This is a genomic window from Acidisarcina sp. (assembly GCA_035539175.1).
Classification (GTDB): domain Bacteria; phylum Acidobacteriota; class Terriglobia; order Terriglobales; family Acidobacteriaceae; genus JANXZS01.
Window position 1 is genome coordinate 751,018 of the sequence record DATLIY010000007.1, and the last position, 23,798, is coordinate 774,815.

Consider the following 23,798-nt stretch of genomic DNA (forward strand, 5'->3'; position numbering starts at 1 on the left):
CCTTCAGGTACCCACTTGTTGTCGGCTGAGTAGCGAGCGCTATAGAGAAAACCAATGGTGCTATTGGTGCAAAGTCTTGGACAAAGAATCGAGATCACAGGAGGCTTGTTGCAGAGTCGGATATCAGGGCTGGAAGAGTTACAGCTTTCGATATGCCGATGGACGCAAATCTGCTGACTTGCCTGAGGTGAACCATGGCAACTGCCACGGCCCGAACCGCAATGCAATCGACCACATCCGAACCCGAGTTGGAAGAAGTTGCCACGTCAGATCGAGAAGATGATCGTCTGCTCGATGCGCGCCAGGTGGCCGCCAAGCTGGGCGTATCGGAACGGTTCATCCGCGACCACACAACGAGACGGTCTCCGCGGATTCCCGGCGTAAAGCTCGGAAAGCTCCTTCGCTATCGTGCCGCCGATGTCGCAATCTTTATGGCCGAACTAAATACGCAACCCTCTTCCCGTCGCTCCTAGTTTGGTGAACAATTGAATTGTTCTCCACGACCAGGACCAGAAGCAGAAATCGGAGAACCACATGGCAATGAAGTACCAGAAGGGCACCGTCTACCCCAGCGGCAAGAAGGTGAAGATGTGGTACGGGAAGTACCTGATCTACGGACAGGACAACGAAGGGAAGGAGGTCCGCAAGCATCGCAACGTTGCAATCTGCCCCAAAGCCGGCAATCCGAAATGGAAGGCAGAGCAGCTCTTGCGAGAGATGATTCTGAAAGAATGCGGGATTCTCTCTGAAATACCTCGCGTTCAGCAAGAGGAAGCTGTGACGTTCCGTTGGTTCGTGAAGGAACGATACATCCCAATGCGCCAGGGCAAATGGAGCCCGGCATACAAGCAAACCAACACCGATCAACTTGAACGGTACGTGATCAAGAGGTTTGGGGACGTTCCGCTCGCCAAGCTGGATTCCTTTCAGATTCAGATCTGGTTGAACGGCATGGCGGAGAAGTATTCCGAATCTGTCGTTCGATCCTGCTTTTCGAACATTCGCGCGATTACGGCGATGGCCCGCAAGCAAAAGTTCCTCGCGGAAGACCCCGGAGAAGACGTGAACATGCCTCAGACCAAAACGGTCGAAAAACCAGTGATGACGCAGGAACAGATTTTGGGCCTGGTCAACGCTGTTGAGGATATGCACGATCTATGTCTGCTTCAGATAGGGATCTTTTGTGGCCCTCGCGCGAGCGAGGTAATGGGGCTGCAATGGAAGTCCTGGACGGGTGAAGCGCTGTTGCCCTACGGGACGGCCTACGAGGGACAGTTCTTCGCCGGTCGTCTGAAGACGAAGCAGAGCAAGGCTCCGATCCCGGTTCCCGAGCAAGTTCGGCCTGTGATCGAGGCTTGGCGACGGCTCTCGAAAGACTCCTCGCCGGAGGCTCTGATGTTCCCAACATTCGGACGCGGGGAACGGAAGGGGCAGGCGGTACCGCGCTGGGGGAAGAATTTCCTCCGCTGGCGTGTCCGTCCAATCGCCCGGAAGCTGGGTATCCCAGACCGGCTCGTCACCTTTCAGGTGATGCGGCGGACACTGGGAACAGACATGCAGCAGCACGGCACGCTAAAGGACACGCAGGGCATGTTGCGGCACGCGAGCATCAAAACCACGGGGGATGTCTACGTTCAAACAATCGAACATAGCGTTCTTGCGGCGGTCAACTCGCGCACGTCAGCGGTGCTCGGCGATTGGAGCATGCCGGAAGATCGTTTGGGCTTGAAGGGGAGGAATCTGAAAGGTCTGAATGAAATTCGGCGAAGTTCGGCGAAGTCGATTGGGAGGGAGGCTGTAAGTGCTTGATTTATTGGCTCCTCAGGTAGGACTCGAACCTACAACCCTTCGGTTAACAGCCGAATGCTCTGCCATTGAGCTACTGAGGAGTGTCTGGCGGGAATTGCGCAGTTGTCTTAAGAGGTTATATCAAAACCCCAGTTCCGCGTCAAAAGTCCTGCTTCAAAAAACAAGTCAAGGGTGGGAGAAAAGTGAGTCAAAAAAGAGCAAAAGCGCGATGAGCGAAAAGCGCCGCTGCTCCATCCGCCCGTTGTTCCTGCGCTATCGCAAAGGTGAGCGTCCGCGACACATATCTCTCAATACAATTAATCGACTGCTGATCGACGATATCCAGCTCCTCACGCAGAGGTGGCGCACGCAGGAAGGGTTCCCGCTCATTCTCCCATCCTGTGATTCGAAGACGCCCTTGCCCGATACTTGCGTGCCCTACTCTGCGTCCTGTGCTCCTTGTGCGGTACGGGTGCCGATGCTATTGAGATGTGGTGCGCTTCTTCAGTGCGGAAATGAGGGCGTCCGCCACGCGCCTCCCCGAGGCAATTGAGCCTTGAATCGACGAGGTTTCGCGGTAGTCCCCGCATAGGTAAATCCTGGCGCCTCGATCCGTTCCACTTCCGAACTGCACGGAAGTATCGGCCTTCTCCCACCTTGCCATCTGCTGCCGTGGCACTGCGTAGCGAATTGGATAGCCGCCGACAATCTGCCAGTTCCCTACCTGTTGCCCAAACCAGCGCGTCATGTGTGCACGCACCTCCTGCTCCAGCGCTGCAATCTCCGCGTCGGTATCCGGCGCGACGCCCACGACGTTCGCGGCAAGCAGATGCGTACCGCTGGGAGCATAGGATTTAGAGACTGCCGTCATCACGGCAAGGTGGTTCACTGGACCCGCAGCCGATCCCTCACCGTTCAGCATCAGCATCGGCTCATCAACAGGAGCCTGCCCCGCGGCATAGTAGAACGTGGTGGTCGCATTCCACTCGCGCGGCGCCCCTAGCTTGCCTTCTCCATTGCCCTGCGATAGAAGCAGCCTTGCGGCGCGCTCATCCACCGCCAGCACGATGGCGCGCGCTTCCACCGGAGCCTTTCCTTCCACCTCCACGGTAAACCGTCCCTTGGACCGCTTCAGCGTCTTTACGCAGGCACCAGTAATGAGTGTGCCCGGCGACAGGGTCGCAGCCAGTTGCCGCGGAATCTCCTCCATCCCCAGAGAAGGCACGCACGCGGAACCCGAGGAAAGCATGCGAAACAGAAACTCGAAAAAGTGGCTGGAGGTCACCAACTCGTGCTCCAGAAACATTCCCCCAAAGAGCGGCTGAAAGAAGCGCTCAATTGCGAGATCGGAAAAGCCGAAGTCCCGCAGGAACGCCCGGGTTGTGCGCTCGGGGTGTTCGAAGTATTCCATGTTTTTCCACCGCGCCATGTCGCGGCGCAGTCGCATGATGCCGATCTTGTCCATCATGGGAACCACCGGGTCAAAGAGAGAGCCAAGCGCTGCTACGGGCTCTCGCAAAGGATCTGCAAAACGGTGGAAACGGCCTCCTTGCCACACCATGGCGCCAGGGCGAAACGCCTTCAACGAGAGAGCCGAATAATCGAGGGACCGCTTCGCCTCAGGATACGACGTGAGCAGAACCTGAAATCCGCGATCAAGCCGAAAGCCATCGACAACATCCGTGCGCACGCGCCCACCGGGAGCATCCGCAGCTTCCAGCAGAGTGACGTCCAGTTCAGCCTCTTCGAGCAGCCGTGCGCACTCCAGGCCCGCTAACCCCGCGCCAATTACCGCTACATCCTTCATCTTCCCCCACTCTCAAACGCACTGCGCCGGCTCGGAAGCCACACCGAAACTTCGTCAGCATAACTCTCTCCCGTTCCTCGGCGGCGAATCATGTCAATATGGACAGTGCCCATGAAACTCATCTCTATCTTGCTAGTCTGCCTGGTTGCTCTTTTCTGTTCGCCGATGGTCCCGGCACAGACATCTGCCTCTTCCTCAAAACCAAACTATACGGAGCAGGCCACTCTTGGGATGCAGGCACTCGAGGTCTGGTATGTCCAGGGTACGGGCTTGTATCAGACGACGGGGTGGTGGAACTCCGCCAATGCAATCACCGTCCTGGTGAATTACTCGCGAGTCAGTGGGTCGCAAAAGTATCTGCCTGCGATTGCCAACACCTTTACGGCGGCACAAACAACCAGCAAAAACTTCCTGAACGATTACTACGACGATGAAGGCTGGTGGGCGCTTGCCTGGATCGATGCCTACGACCTGACCAGGAATCCACAATACCTGGAGATGGCCGCGACGATCTTTACCGATATGGCAGGCGGATGGGAAACCAACACCTGCGGAGGCGGCATCTGGTGGAGCAAAGAGAAGCACTACAAGAATGCCATCGCCAATGAGCTGTTTCTCTCGGTCGCCGCGCATCTGGCCAACCGCGCGGCCAGCGCAAAGGATCGCTCCCACTACCTGGCGTGGGCCGTCAAGGAATGGGACTGGTTCCAGCGCTCGGGCATGATCAACGCACAGCACCTCGTCAATGATGGGCTGGACTCAACCCATCCAAATGCCTGCGTGAACAACCGGCAAAACACCTGGTCTTACAACCAGGGCGTGGTCCTCGGCGGGTTAGTGGAGTTGAATCGAGCTCATGGAGACCCGGCATTGCCCCGGATTGCACAGGAGATCGCCGGCGCGACACTGGCGCAGCTTCCGGATGCCAATGGTGTTCTCCGGGAGCCGGGCGGCCCACATGGCGGAGGCGACGTTCCCCAGTTCAAAGGCATCTTCGTGCGGAACCTGATGGCGCTCAACGACGCGTTCCCAAATAGCACGTACCGCTCGTTCGTAGACACCAATGCGCAGAGCATCTGGAACAACGCGCGCGATGCAAGCTATCACTTTGGCCAGCACTGGGCTGGCCCATTCGATGCGGCAAATGCCGCAAATCAGAGCTCCGCGCTCGATGCCATTCTCGCCGCTGCGGAGATGCATTCCTCTCATTGATCCCTGCAACAGAAAGGACGGAAGATGCCACGAATCTCACGCCTGGGTAGAAACGATGTATCGGAAACAACCGGAGCCATCTACGACCGTTACATGCGAACCCGCGGCAACGTTCCGAATATGTTTCGCACCATGGCGCATCGGCCGCAGATCTTGGAGACGATGATTGCGCATTTTGAGGCGATTCTGACTACAGGCACGCTCTCCACCAAGCTAAAGGAGTTGGTGATCGTGCGAACCTCGCAGCTCAACGCATGCGAATATTGCCTCGCCTCCCACTCGATCATCGCGAAAAAGCTCGGATGGACGCCGGAGCAGGTCGAGGACCTGGCAAACTTCGAACAGCGAAGCGACTTTACTCCCGCAGAGAAAGCCGCATTGCGACTGGCCGAAAAGATGACGCTGGATTCAACCCACATCAGCGACGCTGAATTTGCACAGGTACGCGAGTTTTATGAAGAAGGAGAAGTCGTGGAGCTGATGGCCGCAATTGGCCTCTTCAACTACTTCAATCGTTTTAATAACGCGCTGCAAATGGAACCTACAAAGTAAGGCTGGCCGCTCACTAATACAGCAGCACGGCGACGCGATAGCTGGCAAAAGCCTGTTGGCCGCCGGAGCATGAGCCCACGGCTGCGCGGTGATACCTCCCGGTCCGAATGCGCTGTTCCAGCACTCCCGGTAAACGGCTCAGGTCCGCACCCTCCCAGCGCATCACGAAGCCGGGCCGAGTCCCGCCCGCGTTTCCATGCTCCATGGCGCAGGTGGCCCGCGCAGCTTCGCGAGATCCGCTGGGCGAAATTCCGCGATTGGCGATAAGGGCTGCGACTCGCTCCTCAACCTGTTGCGATCCGAGATTCTCCACTCTGCGGGAAAAATCTTCGACGGCATACAGAATTCCGCCTCGCCTGACGATGGCGACCCCCATCGCATCCAGCCTGGGATCGAGAATATTGGCACGGTGATGAGGAGAGTGCATCCACTGGTCGTGCAGCGAGTCCGCGCTCTGGCCCTCGGCTATGTTCTCGGCAATCTCCTGGAACCGTGCACCGACCCTCGATGCGCGAGATGCAAGCTCAGGCTCACCACGATATTGGTGAGACAACTCGGATGAGCGCGCCACCCACTGCGCATGCTGCTGCGCTGCTGCTGCCAGATTCCGGTCCCAGCGCAACGGTCCCAGCCCCTGCTCCGCGCGCGACTGGTTCGTAAGCTCCAGCAGTCGCCGCTCTGCGCTCATCTGCCCGAGCGCCACAGCGCAGCCGCCAGCCACCAGCACAAACGCCGCAATGCACGCAAAGACCAGGAATCGTGATTTCAAAATTTTCACCGTTTCTCAAAGAATTATCGATGGAATACCTTGCAGCCTGTCTATCGATCGAACACTGAGACAGGAACTTTGTCTCGCAGGAATTCAGCGGCGCGCTATTCTTAGAACAATTCCACTTTTACCGTGTCCCGGGCCTGCTTTGGATACTTCGGAAGTGGCATTGCCTGGACCCTAAAGGACGTCTCGAATTGGCTACGAGCGATATCACCCGCACCCTGCGACACCAGCCGCTGGCAATCGCCGGTCTTCTCCTGCTCGTGCTCTTCGTCATGTGCGCTCTCTTCGCTCCCTGGCTGGCCCCTGCGGATCCTGCGGCGCTTGACCTCAACGCGCGGCTGGCGCCTCCTTCGCACACGCACTGGTTCGGCACGGATGAACTGGGACGGGACATTCTTTCGCGGGTCGTTTACGGTTCGCGGATTTCTCTGGTAGTCGCCATCTCGGTCGTGAGCTGCTCTCTCTTCCTGGGGCTTATTTTTGGCGGGTTGGCAGGCTATTACGGTGGATTGCTGGACACGATCATCAACATCTTCCTGATGAACGCGTTTCTCGCCCTCCCCGGGATTCTGCTCGCCATCGCGTTTGTGGCGTTCCTGGGACCGGGACTGCTGAACCTCGTGCTGGCGCTCTCCATCGGTGGATGGGTGGGCTACGCCCGGCTGGTGCGGGCACAGGTGCTCGCGGTCAAGGAACGTGAATTTGTGGAAGCGGCGCGCGCCCTCGGTGCCAGTGATCTGCGCATCTTCTCGCGGCACATTTTCCCCAACATCCTGCAGCCGATCATCGTCCAATCGGCCATTGGCATGGCGGGAGCGGTGCTCGCCGAGGCCACCCTCAGCTTTCTGGGATTGGGAGTTCCGCCTCCCGCCGCAAGCTGGGGATCCATGCTCAACGACGCGCGCTCGCACCTCTTCGATTCCCCGCACATGATCGTCTTTCCGGCGATTGCCGTTATGCTTTGCGTGCTGAGCTTCAACTTCATCGGGGATGCGCTCCGCGACTATCTCGACCCCAGGACACGCTTGAGCATCGGACTATGATCTCGCAAGTTTTTTGCGCGAGCCACATCACAGGCTGAAAAATGAGAGAGAGCTCAACCATGAAGGTCGGCGTCATCTCGGATACACATGGCCTGTTGCGGCCCGAGGTGCTTTCGGCTTTAGCGGGCTGCGACCACATTCTGCACGCAGGAGATGTGGGCGACGCTGAAATTATCTCGCGCCTGCAATACATTGCTCCGGTCACCGCCGTGCGCGGCAACATCGATCGACGCGGCCCTTGTGGCACGCTTCCTCTCATCCAGATCCGCGAGCTCAACGGCCAAAATGTCTACATGCTGCATGAGATCAACACGCTGGATCTGAATCCCGCAACGGCGGGCTTTGCTGCCGTCGTCTACGGGCACTCGCACAGCCCGGCAGCGGAGTATCGCAGAAAGGTCCTCTACTTCAACCCCGGAAGTTGCGGCCCACGCCGGTTCTCGCTCCCCGTATCCATGGGCTTCCTGATCATCCGCGACAATACCATCCAGCCCGAACTGGTCACGCTGCTCTAGCCGCGGATCGCTGGCGTCTAAGAGCGGATGCGAGGATTGACGACGACGTACAGCGCATCGGTTAGCAGATTCACCAGCACGTATGTGAGCCCGATGGCCAGGATGCATCCCTGCACCAGTGCGTAGTCGCGATTCGAAATTGCGGATACGGTGAGCCGCCCCAACCCCGGCCAACTGAAGATCGTCTCCGTCACAATGGCTCCCGCTAACAAAGCGCCAAACTGCAACCCCACCAGCGTTAATACCGGAATCATGGCGTTGCGCAGCGCGTGCTTATAGACCACTGTCCGTTCCGGGAGCCCCTTGGCCCGCGCAGTGCGAATGTAATCCTGTCCCAGCTCTTCCAGCATCGCCGTCCGGACCATGCGGGTCAGAATCGCGGCCAGACTTGCGCCCATGGTGAACGCCGGCAAGACCAGATGCGCCAGCGACCCCGATCCCGAGACGGGCAGCCAGCCCAGGCGAATACTCACCAGCAAAATAAGAATTGGCCCCAGCGCGAAGCCGGGAAAGGAGAGCCCCAGCAGGCTGACCACTCCGATTGCGTTGTCGCGCCACTCTCCACGATGCAGAGCGGCCATCACGCCCGCTGGTACGGCGAGCAGCAGCGCCAGGATCAGTGCCAGCAACGTCAATTGCAATGTGTACGGATAGCGCGCGACGATCAGATGCGTCACTGAGTCGTTCAAGCGCAGCGATCGACCGAGATCTCCATGCAGCACACCATGCCAGTAGTGCAGATACTGCTGACCAAGCGGCACATCCAGGCCATATTGATGGCGCAGCGTCGCCAGGTCGGAGGCGGTAGCGCCCTCGCCGAGCATCTGCTGAACTGGATCGCCCGGCACCAGGTGGATGAGCAGAAAGACCATCGACACCACCAGCCATATCACCGGGATCGTGTACAGGATTCGCGCCAGCATCGAGCGCAAGGCAGCCATCAACCTTCGCTCTCCCCGGCAGCATCCTTCGCAACGGATTCCTTCTCCGGCACAAGGCGTTCCACTCGAATTTTGCTGATGCGGTTTCCCTTCATCTCGACAACGGTCAGCCTGCGCCCCTCAAAATCGACCTTCTCCCCGCCGCGCGGAATCTTGCCCAGGCGGGTCAGCATAAATCCGGCGAGAGTCTCTACTCCGCCCTCTCGCGGCAAGTGCCAGTGCATCTGTGTCTCCAGATCGCGCAGGTTCACGCCGCCATCCAGCAGCAGGGCTCCGGAAGCCGAGGTCAGTACGGTTTTGGCCGCTTCGTCAAACTCGTCTTCCACTTCGCCAATCACCTGCTCAATCGCGTCTTCCACCGTCACCAGCCCAACGGTCGAGCCGTATTCATCCACCACGATCGCGAGATGGCGGCGCCGCTCCTGAAACTCCTTCAGCAGGTCCACCACCGGCTTGGTCTCCGGAACCACCAGCACGTCACGCATCACCTGCCGCAGGGTCAGGTCGCTAAAGGGTGCTCGCGCGAATCGTGTTTGTGCAGACATTCGGAAATGCATCAGCCGTGCAATATCTTTGGAGTAGACGACGCCGATGATGTACTCCGGCCCTCGCGTCGGGTCATACACCGGGATGCGCGAGTGCTGATCGTCCACCACGCGCGCGCTTGCCTCTTCAATCAGCATATCGGCGGGGAGAGAAAAAATCTGCTGGCGCGGCGTCATGATCTCGCGCGTGGGTATCTGGTTCAGCTCCACGGCGCGATGGATGATCGCCTCCTGAAACTCGGGCAACAGGCCCATGCGACGCGCCGCGGTCGCAATCAGCTTCAGTTCGTCGGGCGAGTGTACTCCGCCCTCCTGCATCATGGGAGCGCGAAACAGCGTCAACACGATATGCGCCGAACGCTTCATGAACTGCACCGCCGGGCGCGTCATTTCGATGAAGAATTCCATCGGTCCGGAGACGGCAACCGCCAGATCCTCCGCCTTGCGCAGCGCCAGCGACTTGGGTACCAGCTCGCCCAGCAGAACGTGGAGGTAGGTAATCAGTCCAAAGGCCAGGGGTACAGCCACGGCGTGGGCGTAGACACCGGAATGCGGGATCCCTCGCATCCAGTGAACAAAAATGTCTGCCACCACCGGCTCGCCAACCCAGCCCAGCGCCAGGCTGCAGAGGGTGACGCCAAACTGCACCGTCGGCAAGAAGTCATCCAGATTGTCCTGCAGGCGGCGGACGGCCCTGGCCCCCGGCCTGCCTTGAGCGATCAATTGCTCAATGCGGGTTTCCCGGACGCTGACCAGCGCGAACTCCGCCGCCACAAAGAATCCATTGGCCAGAATCAACACGGCCACGGAGAAGACGCGGAAGAGCAGGAATCCAAGCATTTCGCCTCCGAGTCTAGCATCCTGACGGCAAACGGATTCCCAGCCCTGCGCGGCGTGCCCGCTCCTGAGCCGGAAAAGTGCAGTCAGCCGGGAACCACCCGCGCGGGATGTGCGTACTATCTGCCAATGCCCCGCTGGGTGTATTTCGATCCTGGCGGCAGACTATGATCCGGGTGGGGGCTGAAGTGGCTGCACGCAAACCAAAAAGACGTTGGCTCTGGATTGGACTCGGAGTCGTGCTCATAACAGTCATTGGCGGAGTGCTGGTGGCGCGTGGCCATGGGACAAAGATCGATCCCAACCGCCTCGGCAAAGTTACCCGCGGAGATATCGCCCGGAGCGTCGTCGCTACCGGCAAGATCCAGCCCATTACCAAGGTAGAGGTCAAGTCCAAGGCCAGCGGCATTGTGACCCGGCTCTACGTGGACATCAACCAGGTGGTGAAGAAAGGCGACCTGCTGGCCCAGTTGGACCAGCAGGAGATTCTGGCGCAGGTAGCGGCGCAGCGGGCGCAGTTGCAGGCAGCAGAGGCCAACGTCTCCACCTATGAAGCGAACATTGAGCAGGACAAGGTCAATGCCGCCGCCCCCGATCTTCCGCTCTACAAAAGCACCCTCGACCGAAACCAGCAGATGGCCAAAGAAGGCGTCGTCTCGCAGCAGGTGCTGGACAATGCCAACCGCGACTACCTAGCTGCCTTGAACAAACGGGATGCTGCCCATGCCCAAATCTCGGTCGACACGGCGCGCCTGAAGCAGGCAAAAGCACAGGTGGCCCAGAGCGAGGCAAGCCTGAAGCAACTCGAAGAGCAGCTCAGCTACACCACCATCACCTCTCCCATGGATGGCGTGATCCTCTCCCGTGACGTGGAGATTGGCGATGCCGTCAGCTCCATCCTGGTGCTGGGCTCGACGGCGACCCTGGTGATGACCATCGGCGACACCCAGCAGGTCTACGTGCAGGGCAAGGTCGATGAGGCGGACATCGCTCACGTCTACCTGGGCCAGCCTGCGCGCATCAAGGTCGAATCTTTCCGCGACAAGGTCTTTAACGGCAAGGTGACAAAGATCGCGCCACTCGGCGTTGAAAAGGACAACGTAACCACGTTTGAAGTGCGCGTCTCCATCGACAACCCCGGCGGAGAGTTGAAGGCCCTGATGACCGCGAATGCCGAGATCCTGATCGAAGAGCACAAGAACGTCCTCACCGTACCGGAGAACGCCATTGTCTACGACAACCAGAAGCGAGCCTCCGTCGAGGTGCCGGACCCGGCAGCCAAGGAAGGCAAGAAACGCGTCCCGGTGAAGGCAGGAATCTCGAACGGCAGCAGGACGGAGATTCTGGAGGGGCTGAAGGAAGGCGACTCGGTCGTGTTGCAGCAATAAACCCGATTCTTAGCTTCACCAATTCTTTGGTTGTACTGGTTCGAAGAGAAAGGAAGACCATGCGTCCCTCGATTTCCCTTGCAATCCCGGCGATCACCGCAGCCGCGCTGCTCCTGGTGCCCGCTTGCGTATTCGCAGCAGACGGCACCTTCGACAAGACCCTGAACGTAAACGGGAACGTCTTCCTCGAGATCTCCACGGGTTCGGGATACATCCATGTCACGCCCGGCTCGGATAATCAGGTCCACATCATCGGCCACGTTAAATCCAGCGGGAACTGGAGCTTGTTTGGCTCAAGCCGCAGCGCGGAAGACCGGGTGAACGAGGTCGTCGGCCATCCGCCTATCGACCAGACCGGCAACATCATTCGCGTTGGCAAGGAATCCCACTCTCTCAACAATGTCTCCATCGATTACGACGTCACCGCTCCGCGCGGAACGGCGCTGAGCGCCAACAGCGGCTCCGGCGATCTCCGGATCACCGATGTCGGAAAGAACGTAAAATTCAGCACCGGTTCCGGCAACATTGAGGCCCATGGCATCAGCGGAACTCTCTCGCTCGAAACCGGCTCCGGCAACATCACCGCCAGCCAGAGTGGCAGCGGAGACGTAAAGGCGGGCACCGGCAGCGGTGACATTCATCTGCAAAATATTGATGGCGGCCTGAAAGCCGAGACGGGTTCCGGCAGCATCGAGGTCAGCGGAAAGCCCTCCTCAGGCTGGAAGGTCGGAACCGGCTCCGGAGACGTGACGCTCTCAACCGGCAATGCCGCGTTCAACCTGGATGCATCCAGCGGCTCCGGCGATATCCGAGCAGATGTATCGCTCGCCGCCGAAGGCAGCCCCAACCGGCACCACGTCACCGGCAAGGTCAACGGCGGCGGCCCGGTTGTCCGCGTAGAGACCGGCTCCGGCAGCATTCATATTCATTGAGGTCCCGGCGCATCGGGGCCCTGTCTCATCCCTTCCGAAGCGGAAGTGGCGTGCTCCGCGGTTCTCGCCTTGGAGTGGACCGCAATCCTTTAGACTGGGTACATGGTTCATTTCCTGCGCCCCGTACCCACGGATTCCCTCCGCCTTCTCGTCTTCGATCTGGACGGAACCCTGGTAGACTCGGGTACCGATCTATGCAATTCGATCAACGGGATGCTGCGGCATTTCGGCAGGCACCCGCTGCCTGATTCCGTAATTTCCAGCTACATCGGCGACGGTGTTTCCATGCTGGTACGCCGCGCGCTGGGCGATCCAGACGACGCCATCTTCCTGGAGAAAGCGATCACTTTCTTCCTGGACTATTACCGCGAGCACAAGCTGGACAATACCTACGCCTACCCCGGGGTGCTCGAATCCCTTGAGGCTCTTAAGATCGCTCCCAACGGAGCGCCGCGCGCGATGGCCGTATTGACGAATAAGCCCGTCGGACCTGCCCAGGCGATCTGCGAAGCTCTCGGGCTCGGCCCCTACTTCTTCCGGATCTACGGCGGCAACAGCTTCTCCACCAAGAAGCCCGACGCAACCGGACTGCTCGCCCTGATGCAAGAAGCGAACGTTACGCCGCAGCAAACGCTCATGATCGGTGACTCCAACGTGGATGTGCTCACCGGCCGCAATGCTGATGCCTGGGTGCTGGGCTGCAAATTCGGCCTGTCGCCGCACACTTTGGAGATTGATCCACCGGACTGCCTCGTGGACAGCGCCTTCGACTGGGTTCCGGCGCTGACAGGCGATTCGTCGAAGTAGTAATTTCTTCGGCTACCAGCTTTCTTTGTGGAACTCAACGCCCCTGGCTGGCGTATAACCAGTGTGCTGCATTGTCACAAGGAGATCCGCGCCATGCTTCAGCGCTGGTTGGCCGTCGTCTTTCTGTTTGCCGCCTGCACTTTGCCCGCCTCGGCGGAAGCCGACATCGTTCATTTCGGAAACAGCATCGTCATCTCCGAGGGAGAATCGGCAGGCGACCTGGTCTGCTTCCTGTGTTCGGTAGACGCCAAAAGCCCGGTTCATGGCGACATCGTCGTGTTTGGCGGCAATCTCCATCTCAAAGAGCGCGCCGGGGGAGACGTCGTTGTATTCGCCGGTGACGTATCGCTCGACGGCGATTCCTCCATCGCCCACGACCTCGTCATCTTTGGCGGCAGCCTTCACGGCGAAGAGAGTCACGCCATCGGCGGCGACAGGGTTATCTTCCCGCCCGTCATCTTCCTGCCGATTTTGCTGGTCATCGCGGGGATCATCTGGGTCTTCTATCTATTCGCACGTTGGCTCATCCGGGGACGCCAGGTCTACTACCCCACCCCTCCCCGCTGAAGAAGAGATCCCCTTTGCGCCCTTCCCTGCCGGGGAGCATCTAACATAGACAGACATGGACTTTCAGCTCGTCAGTGATTACCAGCCCCGCGGGGATCAGGGCCGCGCCATCGAAGAACTCACCTCCGGCGTGGCGGCGGGCGAAAAACACCAGGTGTTGCTCGGCGTTACCGGCTCGGGCAAAACATTCACCATGGCCAAGATGATTGAGCGGCTCAACCGTCCGGCTCTCATCCTGGCGCATAACAAGACGCTCGCCGCCCAGCTCTTCCACGAATTCAAACAGTTCTTCCCCTCGAACGCAGTCGAGTACTTCGTCTCCTACTATGACTATTACCAGCCCGAGGCCTACATCCCCGCAGGCGATCTCTATATTGAGAAAGAGGCGACGATCAACGAGGAGTTGGACAAGCTGCGCCTCTCCGCCACCCGCTCCCTCTTTGAACGCCGCGACGCCATCATTGTCGCCTCGGTAAGCTGCATCTACGGACTGGGATCGCCGGAGGCCTACTTCGGAATGCTGCTGCTGCTGGAAAAAGGCCAGAAGATCCGCCGCGAAGACATTACCCGGCGACTGGTCGAGATCCTCTACGAACGCAACGACAACGACTTCCGCCGCGGAACCTTTCGCGTTCGGGGAGACGTCATTGAAGTCTTCCCCACCTACGACGAGAACGCCTACCGCATTGAGCTCTTTGGCGACGAGATCGACTCCCTGTCGCAGATCGATCCCCTCTTCGGTACGGTTCGGCAGAAATACGCGCGCCTGCCCATCTACCCCAAGTCGCACTATGTGGTTCAGCCGGAGCGCAAGGGCGAGGCAGTCTCCTCCATCCTTGAGGAACTCGCCTGGTGGGAAAAAGAGCTGGAGTCACAAGGCCGCCTGGTCGAGTCGCAGCGTATCCACCAGCGCACGCGCTTTGACCTGGAGATGATCAAGTCCGTCGGCTACTGCCATGGCATCGAAAACTACTCCCGGCACTTCTCCGGCCGTCTGCCCGGCGAGCCGCCTCCGACACTGCTGGACTACTTCCCACGCGACTACCTGCTCTTTATTGACGAATCCCACGTCACCGTTCCTCAGCTTCATGGAATGTGGCATGGCGACCGCTCCCGTAAGCAGAACCTTGTGGATTACGGTTTCCGTCTGCCTTCGGCAATGGACAACCGCCCCCTGCGGTTTGAGGAGTTCGACACCCGCACTAATCAGGTGATCTATGTTTCGGCAACGCCCGGCCCCTACGAGCTGACGAAGTCCGCCGGTGTCGTCGTGGAGCAGATCATCCGGCCCACGGGCCTCGTCGATCCCGAGGTCGAGATTCGCCCTGTCCGCGGCCAGATCGATGATCTGCTCGCCGAGATCCGCGACCGCGTGGCCAGGAAGGAGCGCGTGCTGGTCACCACGCTGACCAAGCGCATGGCCGAGGATCTTTCCAGCTACTACTCCGAGGTGGGCGTGCGCTGCCGCTACATGCACTCGGAGATTGAGACGCTGGAACGCATCCGTCTGCTGCGCGATCTGCGCAAGGGCGAGTACGACGTGCTCGTTGGCATCAATCTTCTGCGCGAGGGCCTGGATCTTCCCGAGGTCTCGCTTGTCGCCATTCTGGATGCCGACAAAGAGGGCTTCCTGCGCAGCTCCGGATCTCTCATCCAGACCATCGGCCGCGCTGCCCGCCATATCCGCGGGCGAGCGATCCTGTATGCCGACAAGATGACCGACTCCATGCGCCAGGCCATCGGCGAAACCAATCGCCGCCGCGAAGTGCAGCGAGCCTATAACGAGGAGCACGGCATTACGCCCACCTCCATCCTGCGCCCCATCGATATGTCGCTGGTCAACATCCTGAAGACCGAATACGCCGACCTGACCGAAGAAAACGCCGACCTGCCTGACTTCGAAACGCAGGAGGAGCTGGATACCTACATCAACAAGCTGGAGTCCGATATGCGCGAAGCCGCCAAGAAATTCGAGTTCGAAAAGGCCGCTCGTCTTCGCGACACCATCAAGGATCTGCGCACCAGGGAATTCCTCTTCAGCTGAGAAAAAACACTGCTTCTGCCGATTAAGAGACCACCTTTTCTGCCGTTATTTGTCAGGGCCCGCTGAACCGTTCTGTTACATTCATTTGCGGAGTCTCAAGACATGTTGAATCGGTATCTAATCAAGAGCACCCTTGTAGGTGCTCTCGGTGGCCTTCTTTTTGGTTTTGACACCGCTGTTATCTCCGGCACCATTCATTCCCTCACGCAGGTCTACCACCTCACGCCCAAAAGCCTTGGTCTTACCGTCTCCATCGCACTCTGGGGCACCGTTGTTGGCGCTATGAGCGCCGGTGCCATCGGCCAGCGATTGGGTGGGCGCGAAACCCTGCGCATCACAGCCATCCTCTATGTGATATCGGCTCTTGGCTGCGCCTTCGCGTGGAACTGGCCGGCACTGGTTATCTTCCGATTTATTGGCGGTCTTGGCGTCGGAGGCTCCTCGGTTCTGGGCCCTGTCTACATCGCGGAGCTGGCCCCCGCAAAATTGCGCGGCCGCCTCGTAGGAATGTTCCAGATCAATATCGTCATCGGCATTCTGCTGGCCTATTTTTCGAACTATGTCATCGGAACCCTGAACCTTGGGGCCAACGAATGGCGCTGGCAGTTGGGCGTTGCTGCCATACCGGCTTTCTTCTTCCTCGTCCTGCTCTTTGGCATCCCGCGCAGCTCCCGTTGGCTGGTCACCCAGGGACGCATCGATGAGGCCCGCTCCGTGCTGCAGATGATGGGCTCTCCGGAATCCGAGGCCGAACTCCGCGAGATCGTGGACTCGATCCACCTGGAGCGGGAGGCCAAATCCGAGCCAGTCTTCGCCGCCAGGTACAAGCTGCCGCTCTTTCTCGCCATCACCATTGGCATGTTCAACCAGCTCGCGGGAATCAACGCGATTCTCTATTACCTGAACCAGATATTCGAGCAGGCTGGATTCAGTAAGCTCTCCGGCGATCTGCAGGCAGTAGCGATCGGCTTCACAAACCTGATCTTCACCTTCGTCGGCATGTCCGTAATCGATAAAGTGGGGCGCAAAACTCTCCTGCTGATCGGGGCGGCTGGAACCGGCATCTGTCTTTCTGGTGTCGCCTATGTTTTTGCTACGCATCAGCATGCTGGCGCCCTGCTGTGGCTGCTCATCGCCTACATCGGGTTCTTCGCCGTGTCCCAGGGGGCGGTGATCTGGGTTTATATAGGAGAGGTCTTTCCCAACCGTGTTCGCGCCAAGGGTCAGAGCATCGGAAGCTCTGCCCACTGGATCATGAATGCCCTGATAGCCTTTGAATTTCCCCGCATGGCTAGCACTTCCGGTGCATACCCCTTTATCTTTTTCGCGGCCATGATGGTAGTCCAATTCTTCGTTGTGCTCTTTATCTACCCGGAAACAAAGGGCTACACCCTCGAGCAGATGCAGCACAAACTGGGAATTCCATAGGGAGAGATGTATTCAAGCGGTTTCGCAGGAGCAATCCGCCGCATTGCGAAGATTACGTTGACATTGCATTTCAGCTAAAATTTCAGTAAAAATTCTTAGCCGTAAATGCAACCGATTTCTGCAGGACGCATCTTTCCCTTAGGAAGTAGTTGAAGCCTTGCCGATGAAACGTATCACTCTCCTGGTAGATGACAACGCGGTCCAGGCCGCGACTCGCAAAGCGATTCTGGAACGAGCAGGCCAGCGAGTCGCCGTCGCCACAGATGGATTCGAGGCGCTGTCTTTACTGGAAAATCCCGAGATCCTGCAACGATTGGGGCTCATCATCAGCGATCATCTGATGCCGGGCATGAATGGCCCCGAACTGGTGCGCAGAATCCGCGAGGCCTACTCCACTATTCCGATCCTGATTCTGAGTGGCTTACCCAATGCGGAAGAGGAGTACCGAGGCATGAACGTGGTCTTTCGCAATAAACCCTTCCCTCCGGATGCGCTGATCTCTCTCTCCCGAGAGTTGCTCGACGAGCCAATGAGCCGCACTGCCTAAATCCTTCTCAGCATTGAGTTAAACTGGTCTCCTCCGCGTTCCCCTCGCCACTGCGCCGTTTCTCCCTCGAGCCTCCAACCTTGGTAGGATTGCGGTGCCCGTCCGGGAATGCGACAATCGGAAGCGATACTCATTTGGAAATCGAAACCTATGGCGGCATTTGGTAGTTTCGCTCTTCTGCTCGCACTGGTGCTCTGCGCTTATAACCTGATCGCGGGGACGATCGCTCTGCGCCAACTCTCCACGGGCACCGAGGGTCGCATTTCGCCGGAAAGACTGGCAGAAACCGCCCGTCGCGCAGGAATCGCCGGCTTCATCGCCATCACTGGCGCAGCCGTGGCACTCCTCTACGCAGTATTCACCGACGATTTCTCCATCGCTTACATCCTGCATCACTCCAACCGCGCGCTGCCCGGTGCCTACAAATTTGCCGCGCTCTGGTCTGGTCAGGAAGGCTCCCTGCTTCTATGGGCCTGGTTGCTGGCTGGTTATGGATTCGTACTGCGCCTGCGGCATAAGGTGGACGTCCGCCTTACCGCCTATGCGTCTACGATTCTCGCGGGCATTCAGGTATTTTTCCTGCTCCTGCTGAACTTTGCGGCGCTTCCCTTTGCCCTGGTTCCCGGAGAGATTCCCGCAGACGGCTTTGGCCTGAACCCGCTGCTGCAATATCCCGAGATGGTCATCCATCCGCCAATGCTCTATCTCGGATACGTCGGCTTCAGCGTGCCCTTCGCCTTTGCACTGGGAGCGTTGATGATGCGCTATCCCGGCGAAAAGTGGATCCACATCACCCGGCGCTGGACCATGGTCACCTGGGTCTTCCTCACCTGTGGCATCGTGCTCGGAATGCACTGGGCCTATGCCGTACTGGGCTGGGGTGGCTACTGGGGCTGGGATCCAGTGGAGAATGCTTCGCTGATGCCATGGCTTACCGGCACCGCCTTCCTCCACTCGGTCATGATGCAGGAAAAGCGCGGCATGATGAAGAACTGGAATGTGTGGCTGATCTTCTCCACCTTCCTGCTCTCGATTCTCGGAACACTGCTGACCCGTTCCGGTATCGTCAGCTCCGTTCACGCCTTTGCGCAATCCTCCATCGGCAACTGGTTTGTCGGCTTCCTGGTGCTCACGCTGGTTGTCTGCACCTTCACGTTTGTGCTGCAGCGAGACCACCTGAAGACCGAGCATAAGCTGGAGTCGCTGGTTTCCCGCGAGTCAAGCTTCCTCTTCAACAACCTGGTGCTGCTCGCCGCCTGCTTCACCGTCCTGTGGGGCACGCTCTTTCCGGTTCTGTCGGAGTATGTGCAAGGTTCCAAGGTCACGGTCGGCGCTCCCTTTTACAACCGTGTCGCTGTTCCCATTGGAATGTTTCTGCTCTTCCTGACCGGCGTCGGTCCCCTGCTGGCCTGGCGCAGCTCCTCGTTTAAGAGCCTTCGCAAGAACTTCGTTGTGCCCGGCATCGCCGCAATCGTCACGGCCATCGTCCTCACCCTGTGCGGTGTGCATTTCTGGGAGGATCAAGGCTCCTTCTACTCCCTGGTCTGCTTCTCGCTGTCGGCGCTGGTCATCACTGCAATCGCGGCGGAGTTTGTCCGCGGAGCCGCCGTCATTCAGCGGCACACGGGACAGAACCTCATCGCCTCCATGGTGCAGCTCACCCGCCGCAATACACGCAGGTACGGCGGCTATATCGTTCACTTCGGCATTGTCGTGATGTTCATTGGCCTGGCAGGCTCGGCCTTCAATCGCAGCGTGGAAAAGGAGCTCGGTTTCGGTCAGAGTATGGATCTTGGCCCCTACCACCTTGTCTGCCAAAGCTTTACGCAGGAAACGAATGCGAATTACGACACCGAATACTCGTTGATGGATGTCTACCGCAACGGTAAGAAGCAGTTCCAGCTTGCGCCGGAAAAGCGATTCTACCAGGCGAGCCAGCAGACGCAGACGATGGTGGCAAATCACTCCACGCCCATGTGGGATCTCTATCTCGTCTACGAGGGCAAGAATCCCGATAGCGGGCTTCCCATCATCAAGGCGTTTCTGAATCCGCTGATTATGTGGATCTGGATCGGCGTAGCCATCGTGGTCTTCGGCACGGCAGTCGCCCTCATGCCCAACCTGACCGCGGCGCTCGCGTCCCAGAGAAGCCGCGCAACGGCGGCCGCACCGGCGGAAGCTGCAGCCGCCTTGCGAGGAGCGGACTAATGAAGAAATCGAGCTGTTTCTCCAGCCCGGCGCTGCGCGTTGTTCAGGTGGTCCTGCTCTCTGTGCTGGTCATCTTTTCCATGGGAGCGTCCAATCCCGGGAGCCGCTTCAACGATCTCGGGCACAGGATGATCTGCAGCTGCGGCTGCAACCAGGTGCTGCTGGAGTGCAATCACGTTGGCTGCCCGGCCTCCGAAGGCATGCGCAACGAGCTGATGGCCGGCATCGATCGGGGGGATAGCGACAACCTCATCCTCCAGTCCTTTGTGCAGAAGTACGGTCCAACCGTGCTGGCCGCACCCAGCTCGCAGGGTTTCAACCGCGTCGCCTGGATCATGCCCTTTGCGGTGCTGTTGCTCGGCATGTTTGCCACCGTGCTGCTGGTTCGCAAGTGGAAGCTGCGCACCGTCGATATGCCGCACGTGCCTGCCACGCCGGGCTTTGAACGCGTGCGCGACCGCATTCGCCACGACACTGACGAGTTCCAAGGAGATTCCCGCCCATGAGCACCATTGCATGCGGACTTCTGCTCATCGCCCTCTTCGGCTATGTCTTCTGGCCGGAACGGCATGTGGAGGCACAGGTCCAAAAGAGCCGGCTCGACTTTCTGGAGGAGCGGCGCGACGTAGTCTACGACAACCTGCGAGATCTGAACTTTGAGTATCACGCGGGCAAGTACCCGGAAGAGGACTATGCCGCTCAGCGTGCCACCCTGGAAAACGAGGCTGCTGGAATCCTCGCCGAGATCGATGCCATCCGGATGGCGCAGCCCCTCTAAGGGAAAGGCAGCATCTCAATTTGGCGGTTTTGCCGCGCGATACTAGTCACTCAACCATTTAGAATCAACGGAAACCATGAAGCCTCTTCGATCCCTCTTTCCCGCCCTTGCGGTTGCTCTCTTCCTCGCCAGCCCGCTGTCCTCTCTCGCGGCCTCTCTCACCGGAACGGTGACCAACCAGACGTTGAATAAGCCTGCTGTCGGCGATGACGTCGTCCTGATGCAGCTTCAGGGCGGCATGACAGAGACCAGCCGGACGAAGACCGACGCCAAGGGTCACTTCACTTTCGAGTTGCCGGACGCTGGCCCGCACCTCATCCGCGTCGAGCATCAGAAGGGCTCCTACTTCAAGCAGGCCCCTCCAGGGACGCAGTCTGTGGAGATCGATGTTTTCGACGTCGCCCCCAAGGTCGAGGGCATCTCCACGGAGGCCGATGTCGTGCGCGTGGAGGCCGATAACTCCGGCTTGAAAATCACGGAGAACTACTTCGTAAAGAACCAGTCTTCCCCCCCCCGCACGCAGTTCAGCGATCACGCCTACGAGATCTATCTGCCGGCGGACGCGAAGATTGAGGGCTCGGCGGCGATGGCGCCCAACGGCATGCCGGTTTCCTCCTCTCCCGTGCCTCTCGGAGATAAGGGCCACTATGCCTTTGCCTTTCCGATTCGGCCCGGCGAGACGCGCTTCCAGCTCAGCTACAGCCTGCCCTATACCGGCAGCTATAAGTTCACAGTCCGGCAGTCGATGGCGGCCGATAATGTCGCGATCATGCTCCCCAAGAGCATGAAGTTCACCCCGGCCAATGCCGCTGCCTTCCAACCCGTCAACGACGATGTAACCGCGCAGACTTTCCTCGCAAAAAACGTCGCTCCCGGGCAGCCGCTTGAATTCACTGTCTCTGGAACGGGTTCGATGCCCCGCGAAGCGCAAGGTGCGGACTCGCAGGCGGGTGGCGGCAGCGCCGACGGCACCGGAGCATCGATGCCTGCTCCCGGCGCCGCCAGTGGAGATAATCGTCCAGGCGGCGGCCTGGGTGTTCCCGTAGGTGGCGAAGACCCCATCAACAAATATCGCTGGTGGATTCTCGGAGGTCTTTCGATGGTCCTGGCGATCGCCGCAGGATTTCTGCTGCGCAGGCCCTCCACTTTGCCGGTGCCGGCTCCTTCGGCCACATCTGCCCGGGTTACCACTGCTTCAGCCAGCACACCAGCGGGCGCAGCTGCGGCATCCCAGAACTCCACGCTGGCAGCGCTGAAGGACGAATTATTCGCTCTCGAAACGGAGCGACTGGAAGGACACCTCTCCGACGCGGATTACGCCAAGCTCAAAGGTGCTCTGGAGACGGTCCTGCGCCGCGCTCTGGCTCGCCAGGGAGACTAAGGCCTGAGTATAGGCAGTTCCATTCTGAGGAGCCTTCGGGCTCCTCTTTTTGCAAGGCGAACTTGCCGCCGCATCTTTCCCGGCGCAGACTCGTCTAACGTAGCAAGTAAGGAAAGTCAGGGGTAAGACCCGAAGTTTATGAATACACTCAAGACAGTTTTTCTTTTGACGTTGATGACCGTAGTGCTGGTGCTGGTTGGTGCCCGTTATGGAGGCCGCAACGGCATGATTCTTGCCTTCGCGGTCTCACTGGGTATGAACTTCTTCAGCTACTTCTACTCGGACAAGCTGGCGCTCGCCATGTATCGCGCACAGCCGGTCACGCGCGAAGAGCTGCCTCGCGTATACCAGGTAGTCGAGCGTATGACGCAGCGCGTCAACCTGCCTATGCCGAAGATCTACGTGATCCCGAGCGAATCGCCGAACGCCTTCGCTACCGGACGCAACCCCAACCATGCTGCCGTGGCCGTCACGCATGGCATTCTCACCCTGCTCAACGATGATGAGCTGGAGGGCGTTCTGGCCCACGAACTGGGCCATGTGCGCAACCGCGACATTCTCACCAGCTCCATCGTAGCGGCGCTTGCCGGAGCCATCACCATGCTCTCCAGGATGGGCTACTTCGCCACGCTCTTTGGCGGAGGCGGTGGCCGCGACGACCGCGATCGCGGCGGCGGCATGAGTGCTCTCCTCATGCTCATCCTGGCGCCCATCGCCGCCACTTTGATCCAACTCGCCGTCTCGCGCTCCCGCGAATATGAGGCCGACGCGACCGGAGCCCACATTACCGAGAATCCCTATGCCCTGGCCAGCGCGCTGGAGAAGCTGGATTTGTACTCCAAACGCCTGCCACTGCAGGCATCGCCTTCCAACGCGCATATGTTTATCGTCGCCCCGCTGCTGAGCGGTGTGAGCTTCGCCAGCCTGTTCTCCACCCATCCGCCAATTCCTCAGCGCATCCATCGGCTGATCGGCAGAGACTCGGTTCTGGGCGGCCCCGGACCTCAGTAAACCCCATCCCTGATCCTCGTTCCTGAACCCTGTCGCCTCCGTTGCACCGGAACCGGCAGGGTTCAAGTGTTTCTGGCAAGATCGCAGTACAATCAGCCCTGCATGAAGACTTTGGTTCGTACGCTCATCTCTCTTTGTCTCACTGTCTGGATCGGGGCGGAGCTTTTCTTTCCTGGGCTGGCCGCCGTCACCTTTACGACACTCTCGCCAGATACCCACACAGCCGGACGCATCGTTGGCACCTGCCTGCGTATCCTGCATTGGGAGGGCCTGGTCGCCGGGGTGCTGCTGCTGGTTCTCACCGTGGCCGCCAGCCGGCTCGCGATGCTCTCTCGCAGAAGCCTGCGCATCGCGCTGACGCTGCTTGTGGTGATGCTCTCGCTCACCGCCGTATCGCAGTTCGGCATCATCCCGCGCATGGAGACATATCGCGTGGAAGCGGGCGGCAGCGTGAATGCAGCGGCTCTCGACGATCCCGCGCGCGTCGCCTTCCAGCACCTGCACAAGACCTCCGAGCATGTTGAGGAAGCCGTTCTCTTCTTAGGCCTGGTACTGGTTGGCGTGCTTGCGGCGGATCCTACCGCTTGCAAGAAGGCATAGTCACCCTGCGCAAGCGGACACACTGGATCGGAGAGAGAGTCCCGGCGCCATATCCCTGTATCATGGTGAATGGAACTAAGCACTTGAACCTC

23 protein-coding genes and 1 tRNA gene are annotated in these 23,798 nt (G+C 59.2%); 19 read left to right on the plus strand and 5 right to left on the minus strand.

The window, feature by feature from the left end; genetic code table 11:
• Positions 1 to 194 precede the first annotated feature (194 nt).
• Together VM554_05860 and VM554_05865 are read left to right on the plus strand one after the other, a co-directional pair.
• A complete protein-coding gene (locus VM554_05860; GenBank protein HVJ07889.1) occupies positions 195 to 473 on the plus strand; it encodes a helix-turn-helix domain-containing protein in 279 nt (92 codons plus the stop codon).
• Positions 474 to 534: 61 nt separating this feature from the next.
• Entirely contained in the window at positions 535 to 1,809 is a 1,275-nt protein-coding gene (locus VM554_05865; GenBank protein ID HVJ07890.1) for a tyrosine-type recombinase/integrase, read from the plus strand.
• A 5-nt stretch (positions 1,810 to 1,814) separates the two neighbouring features.
• Here VM554_05865 and VM554_05870 read toward each other — a convergent pair.
• A tRNA-Asn gene (locus VM554_05870) sits at positions 1,815 to 1,889 on the minus strand.
• 380 nt (positions 1,890 to 2,269) lie between these two features.
• Entirely contained in the window at positions 2,270 to 3,595 is a 1,326-nt protein-coding gene (locus VM554_05875; GenBank protein HVJ07891.1) for an NAD(P)/FAD-dependent oxidoreductase, read from the minus strand.
• 111 nt (positions 3,596 to 3,706) lie between these two features.
• Here VM554_05875 and VM554_05880 point away from each other — a divergent pair, with 111 nt between their 5' ends.
• Both VM554_05880 and VM554_05885 read left to right on the plus strand, forming a co-directional pair.
• The gene (locus VM554_05880) at positions 3,707 to 4,807 is read left to right on the plus strand and encodes a glycoside hydrolase family 76 protein (protein HVJ07892.1); all 1,101 of its coding nucleotides are present in this window, start codon (positions 3,707 to 3,709) and stop codon (positions 4,805 to 4,807) included.
• Between the two features lie 24 nt (positions 4,808 to 4,831).
• Positions 4,832 to 5,359 carry a carboxymuconolactone decarboxylase family protein gene (locus VM554_05885; protein ID HVJ07893.1) on the plus strand — a complete coding sequence of 176 codons (528 nt, stop codon included), beginning with the start codon at positions 4,832 to 4,834 and terminating at the stop codon, positions 5,357 to 5,359.
• 13 nt (positions 5,360 to 5,372) lie between these two features.
• Here VM554_05885 and VM554_05890 read toward each other — a convergent pair whose 3' ends face one another.
• Complete coding sequence (locus VM554_05890; GenBank protein ID HVJ07894.1) at positions 5,373 to 6,128, minus strand: CAP domain-containing protein; 756 nt, start codon at positions 6,126 to 6,128, stop codon at positions 5,373 to 5,375.
• Between the two features lie 197 nt (positions 6,129 to 6,325).
• Here VM554_05890 and VM554_05895 point away from each other — a divergent pair, with 197 nt between their 5' ends.
• Positions 6,326 to 7,177 carry an ABC transporter permease gene (locus tag VM554_05895; GenBank protein ID HVJ07895.1) on the plus strand — a complete coding sequence of 284 codons (852 nt, stop codon included), beginning with the start codon at positions 6,326 to 6,328 and terminating at the stop codon, positions 7,175 to 7,177.
• Between the two features lie 41 nt (positions 7,178 to 7,218).
• Complete coding sequence (locus VM554_05900) at positions 7,219 to 7,692, plus strand: metallophosphoesterase family protein (GenBank protein HVJ07896.1); 474 nt, start codon at positions 7,219 to 7,221, stop codon at positions 7,690 to 7,692.
• Positions 7,693 to 7,709: 17 nt separating this feature from the next.
• Here VM554_05900 and VM554_05905 read toward each other — a convergent pair whose 3' ends face one another.
• Both VM554_05905 and VM554_05910 read right to left on the minus strand, forming a co-directional pair.
• Positions 7,710 to 8,633 (minus strand): ABC transporter permease, encoded by a 924-nt coding sequence (locus tag VM554_05905; protein HVJ07897.1) that lies wholly within the window; start codon positions 8,631 to 8,633, stop codon positions 7,710 to 7,712.
• Positions 8,633 to 10,018, minus strand: a complete 1,386-nt coding sequence (locus tag VM554_05910) for a hemolysin family protein (protein ID HVJ07898.1) — start codon at positions 10,016 to 10,018, stop codon at positions 8,633 to 8,635. The genes VM554_05905 and VM554_05910 overlap by 1 nt, the downstream gene beginning before the upstream one ends.
• Positions 10,019 to 10,254: 236 nt before the next feature.
• Here VM554_05910 and VM554_05915 point away from each other — a divergent pair, with 236 nt between their 5' ends.
• From VM554_05915 to VM554_05975, 13 genes are all read left to right on the plus strand, one after another.
• Positions 10,255 to 11,403 (plus strand): efflux RND transporter periplasmic adaptor subunit, encoded by a 1,149-nt coding sequence (locus VM554_05915; GenBank protein ID HVJ07899.1) that lies wholly within the window; start codon positions 10,255 to 10,257, stop codon positions 11,401 to 11,403.
• A 59-nt stretch (positions 11,404 to 11,462) separates the two neighbouring features.
• Complete coding sequence (locus VM554_05920) at positions 11,463 to 12,335, plus strand: DUF4097 family beta strand repeat-containing protein (GenBank protein HVJ07900.1); 873 nt, start codon at positions 11,463 to 11,465, stop codon at positions 12,333 to 12,335.
• 102 nt (positions 12,336 to 12,437) lie between these two features.
• Positions 12,438 to 13,142 carry an HAD-IA family hydrolase gene (locus tag VM554_05925; protein HVJ07901.1) on the plus strand — a complete coding sequence of 235 codons (705 nt, stop codon included), beginning with the start codon at positions 12,438 to 12,440 and terminating at the stop codon, positions 13,140 to 13,142.
• Between the two features lie 93 nt (positions 13,143 to 13,235).
• The gene (locus VM554_05930) at positions 13,236 to 13,709 is read left to right on the plus strand and encodes a hypothetical protein (GenBank protein ID HVJ07902.1); all 474 of its coding nucleotides are present in this window, start codon (positions 13,236 to 13,238) and stop codon (positions 13,707 to 13,709) included.
• 55 nt (positions 13,710 to 13,764) lie between these two features.
• Positions 13,765 to 15,753, plus strand: a complete 1,989-nt coding sequence (gene uvrB / locus VM554_05935) for an excinuclease ABC subunit UvrB (GenBank protein HVJ07903.1) — start codon at positions 13,765 to 13,767, stop codon at positions 15,751 to 15,753.
• Between the two features lie 102 nt (positions 15,754 to 15,855).
• Complete coding sequence (locus tag VM554_05940) at positions 15,856 to 17,181, plus strand: sugar porter family MFS transporter (GenBank protein ID HVJ07904.1); 1,326 nt, start codon at positions 15,856 to 15,858, stop codon at positions 17,179 to 17,181.
• A 163-nt stretch (positions 17,182 to 17,344) separates the two neighbouring features.
• Complete coding sequence (locus VM554_05945; GenBank protein HVJ07905.1) at positions 17,345 to 17,728, plus strand: response regulator; 384 nt, start codon at positions 17,345 to 17,347, stop codon at positions 17,726 to 17,728.
• Positions 17,729 to 17,878: 150 nt separating this feature from the next.
• Entirely contained in the window at positions 17,879 to 19,936 is a 2,058-nt protein-coding gene (locus tag VM554_05950) for a heme lyase CcmF/NrfE family subunit (GenBank protein HVJ07906.1), read from the plus strand.
• Complete coding sequence (locus VM554_05955; protein ID HVJ07907.1) at positions 19,936 to 20,442, plus strand: cytochrome c-type biogenesis protein CcmH; 507 nt, start codon at positions 19,936 to 19,938, stop codon at positions 20,440 to 20,442. Before VM554_05950 ends, VM554_05955 begins: the two co-directional genes overlap by 1 nt.
• On the plus strand, positions 20,439 to 20,714 hold the full coding sequence (locus VM554_05960; GenBank protein HVJ07908.1) for a hypothetical protein: 276 nt from the start codon (positions 20,439 to 20,441) through the stop codon (positions 20,712 to 20,714). Before VM554_05955 ends, VM554_05960 begins: the two co-directional genes overlap by 4 nt.
• Before the next feature lie 76 nt (positions 20,715 to 20,790).
• The gene (locus tag VM554_05965) at positions 20,791 to 22,095 is read left to right on the plus strand and encodes a carboxypeptidase-like regulatory domain-containing protein (protein ID HVJ07909.1); all 1,305 of its coding nucleotides are present in this window, start codon (positions 20,791 to 20,793) and stop codon (positions 22,093 to 22,095) included.
• A 138-nt stretch (positions 22,096 to 22,233) separates the two neighbouring features.
• A complete protein-coding gene (locus VM554_05970; GenBank protein ID HVJ07910.1) occupies positions 22,234 to 23,106 on the plus strand; it encodes a zinc metalloprotease HtpX in 873 nt (290 codons plus the stop codon).
• Positions 23,107 to 23,208: 102 nt separating this feature from the next.
• The gene (locus VM554_05975; GenBank protein HVJ07911.1) at positions 23,209 to 23,706 is read left to right on the plus strand and encodes a DUF4149 domain-containing protein; all 498 of its coding nucleotides are present in this window, start codon (positions 23,209 to 23,211) and stop codon (positions 23,704 to 23,706) included.
• Positions 23,707 to 23,798: the final 92 nt, after the last annotated feature.